The sequence below is a fragment of the Agromyces binzhouensis genome, assembly GCF_004135055.1.
GTDB classification, from domain to species: Bacteria; Actinomycetota; Actinomycetes; order Actinomycetales; family Microbacteriaceae; genus Agromyces; species Agromyces binzhouensis.
Window position 1 is genome coordinate 1 of sequence record NZ_SDPL01000452.1, and the last position, 2,368, is coordinate 2,368.

The following is a 2,368-nucleotide window of genomic DNA, read 5'->3' on the forward strand; positions in this document are numbered from 1 at the left end:
CCCGGCGCGCGGAGGTCGCCCGACACCGACCAGCCGAGGCGAGCGAGCGCGTCGACCGCGACCCCGTGCGGTCCCTCGCACACCAGCACGACGCGCACGCCCCGGCGGCGCAGCTCGGCGAGCGTCGACTCGACGCCCCTGACGGGCAGCGGCGGCGCCGCGGCATCCGTCGACCGCCGGACCACCGCACCCTCGAAGGCCAGCACGGCGAGGGTGATCATCGATCCGCCTCGGCGGGGTGCGATCGCGTGAGCGGGGTGCGACGGTCGACCTCGTTCTCGATCGTGAAGGTCGCGAGCTCGGGCCGGTACCGGTCGTCGGCGTAGGCGAGCGGTCGACGCGCCGAGTCGAACGTGATGCGGCGCTCGCGGAGGAGCGGGCTGCCGGCGTCGACCTCGAGGAGCTCGGAGTCGAGGGGGTTGGCGGCGACCGCGTCGATCGTGTGCCGCGCGCGTCGCAGGTCGACCCCCCGCGACACGAGGTGCGCGTGCAACGAGCCCCGATCGCAGTCGAGGTCGTCGAGCAGCGCGCCGATCTCGGGCGGGAACGAGCTGCGCTCGACCATCGTCGGCACGCCGTCGAGCAGTCGTACGCGAACCACCTGGGTCACCGTCGCACCCTCGTCGAGCCCGAGGAAGCCCGCGACGGTCGAGGGAGCCGGCCGGGCACCCGCCTCGAGGGTCCGCTGCCCCGGCTCGCGCCCGATCGCGCGCGCCCACTCGGTGAACGAGGTGAACGTCGAGAACGGCTGCGTCGGCACGACGCGCCCGACGAGCGGGGGCCGCCCCCGGCCCCCGACGACGTACCCCTCCTCGCGCAGCACCGCGAGCGCCCGGCGCACCGGACCGCGGCTCGTCCCGAACTCGCGGCACAGCGCCGCCTCGCTCGGCAGTCGCATGCCCGCGGTCCAGTCGCCGCGTCCGATGCGCTCGCGCAGGGTGTCGTGCACCCGCTCGTGGAGCGGCAGCTCGGTGGACATGCCTCGACCGTACGGAGTCGGCGCATTCCGCGGGGTGGGCACGATGCGACAGGACGGTGAAGCTTCGGTGAACCGCGGGCGAACCCCTCGGACGACGCCTCGCGCCGCCGACCGCGACGCGGCTCAGCGCACGTCGGGCGTCAGCTCCCTCGCCCTCCGGAGCACCCGGACGAATGCCTCGAGGTCGAGTCGATCGAGGCTCGGAACCGCGATCGCGGCGGACCCGACCTTCACGCGCCCGAGCTCGGACGCGTGTCGCTGGACCAGGTAGGCGCCCTCCTCAGCGGCGTTCACGTAGACGCTCAGGTGCTTCGCCTGGTCGGCGAGCCCGACGAGGAACCAGTCGACCGCTCCCCCCTTCGGGCGGGACTGGGTGATCGCGCCGTAGCCGATGATCGCCTGCTCGGTCCCGCCCCAGAAGACGCCCTCCCAGAGCACGCGTTCGAGCCCGGCGAACTCGGCAGCGATGATGCGGTCGAGCGCTCGCAGGTCGTCGGCCCGCTCGCCACGCTGCACCGCCAGGAGTTCGTCGACGTCGCGATCGGTGCGTTCCATGCCTCGATCCTGCCACCCGCCGCGGACGCGCCGGGGGCGTGGGCGTCACCTGTTCGGCCCGACGGCCAGAGCCTCGACGGCGGCCAGCCGCTGGTTCCGGTTCCCGGTGATCTCGATGACTTCCGGACGTTCGCCGACGACGTCGGGGTCGTCGATGAGATCGAGGAGGGCGTCGTCCATCGCGTCTCGGAGCGCCAGGTGCTCGTCAGCACCGGCGGCGGTCCCATCCATCGTCGTGAGCGGCAGGACGACCAGGAGGTCGACGTGCTGGAGCGCCTCGCGGGTGACCGATTCCGATCGCTTCAGGAGATCGCGTGGGACGGACGTGCCTGCGAGCTCGTCCAGGGCGTGCAGGTAGGCGAGGAAGTCGATGGGGCCGCGCTCGGCGATGAACTGCTCGGCGGACTCGTCCGGGTGGAGCCGGGACGCGGAGAGGCGAAGCTGCGTGGCGAACAGGCCGGCGTTCGGGGCGTCCCACGCCTCGTCCACGAGCTCGAACGGATCGGGCAGCACCGCGAACTCCGGGTGGCGGACGGAGAAGTCGGAGATGAGCGTACTCTTCCCGCTCGCGTGGGTCCCGGAGACGACGATCCGCATGTCGCGACTCTAGGACGTGGAGTGATTCGGCCGCGCACCCGAGCGGTGCAGGTGGATCTCGTGGGCGCAGTGCTGGGCCCGCCCGGGCACGTCGGCCGGGTCCTCAACCCGACCAGGGCAGGGGCAGCGCCTCGACCGATGCGCCCGCCGCGACGCCGCCCGGCGGGACGACGAGCACGACGTCGGCCACGGCGAGGCCGCGAAGCATCCCCGAACCGACGTGCGAGACCGGGGCCG

Annotated in this window: 4 protein-coding genes and 1 pseudogene; all 5 read right to left on the reverse strand. The window is 73.3% G+C overall.

Features of this window, described 5'->3' with window-relative positions; all coding sequences use genetic code 11:
* A pseudogene (locus tag ESO86_RS15535) lies at positions 1-221 on the reverse strand (hypothetical protein); the annotation flags it as partial.
* The gene (locus tag ESO86_RS15540; protein ID WP_129235778.1) at positions 218-979 is read right to left on the reverse strand and encodes a GntR family transcriptional regulator; all 762 of its coding nucleotides are present in this window, start codon (positions 977-979) and stop codon (positions 218-220) included. The gene ESO86_RS15540 and the pseudogene ESO86_RS15535, both read right to left, overlap by 4 nt.
* A gap of 123 nt (positions 980-1,102) precedes the next feature.
* Positions 1,103-1,534, reverse strand: coding sequence for a DUF1801 domain-containing protein (locus tag ESO86_RS15545; protein WP_129235779.1), 432 nt, complete (start codon positions 1,532-1,534; stop codon positions 1,103-1,105).
* Positions 1,535-1,579: 45 nt separating this feature from the next.
* Positions 1,580-2,131 carry a DEAD/DEAH box helicase family protein gene (locus ESO86_RS15550; protein ID WP_129235780.1) on the reverse strand — a complete coding sequence of 184 codons (552 nt, stop codon included), beginning with the start codon at positions 2,129-2,131 and terminating at the stop codon, positions 1,580-1,582.
* A 103-nt stretch (positions 2,132-2,234) separates the two neighbouring features.
* Positions 2,235-2,368, reverse strand: a 134-nt coding sequence (locus tag ESO86_RS15555; protein WP_165308012.1) for a hypothetical protein, incomplete at its 5' end; no start/stop codon positions are given.

What these genes read in the sequence shown, in the direction of transcription:
- ESO86_RS15550 (WP_129235780.1), bottom strand. Translation starts at nt 2,131, where the DNA reads ATGCGGATCGTCGTCTCCGGGACCCACGCGAGCGGGAAGAGTACGCTC.
- ESO86_RS15545 (WP_129235779.1), bottom strand. Translation starts at nt 1,534, where the DNA reads ATGGAACGCACCGATCGCGACGTCGACGAACTCCTGGCGGTGCAGCGT.
- ESO86_RS15540 (WP_129235778.1), bottom strand. Translation starts at nt 979, where the DNA reads ATGTCCACCGAGCTGCCGCTCCACGAGCGGGTGCACGACACCCTGCGC.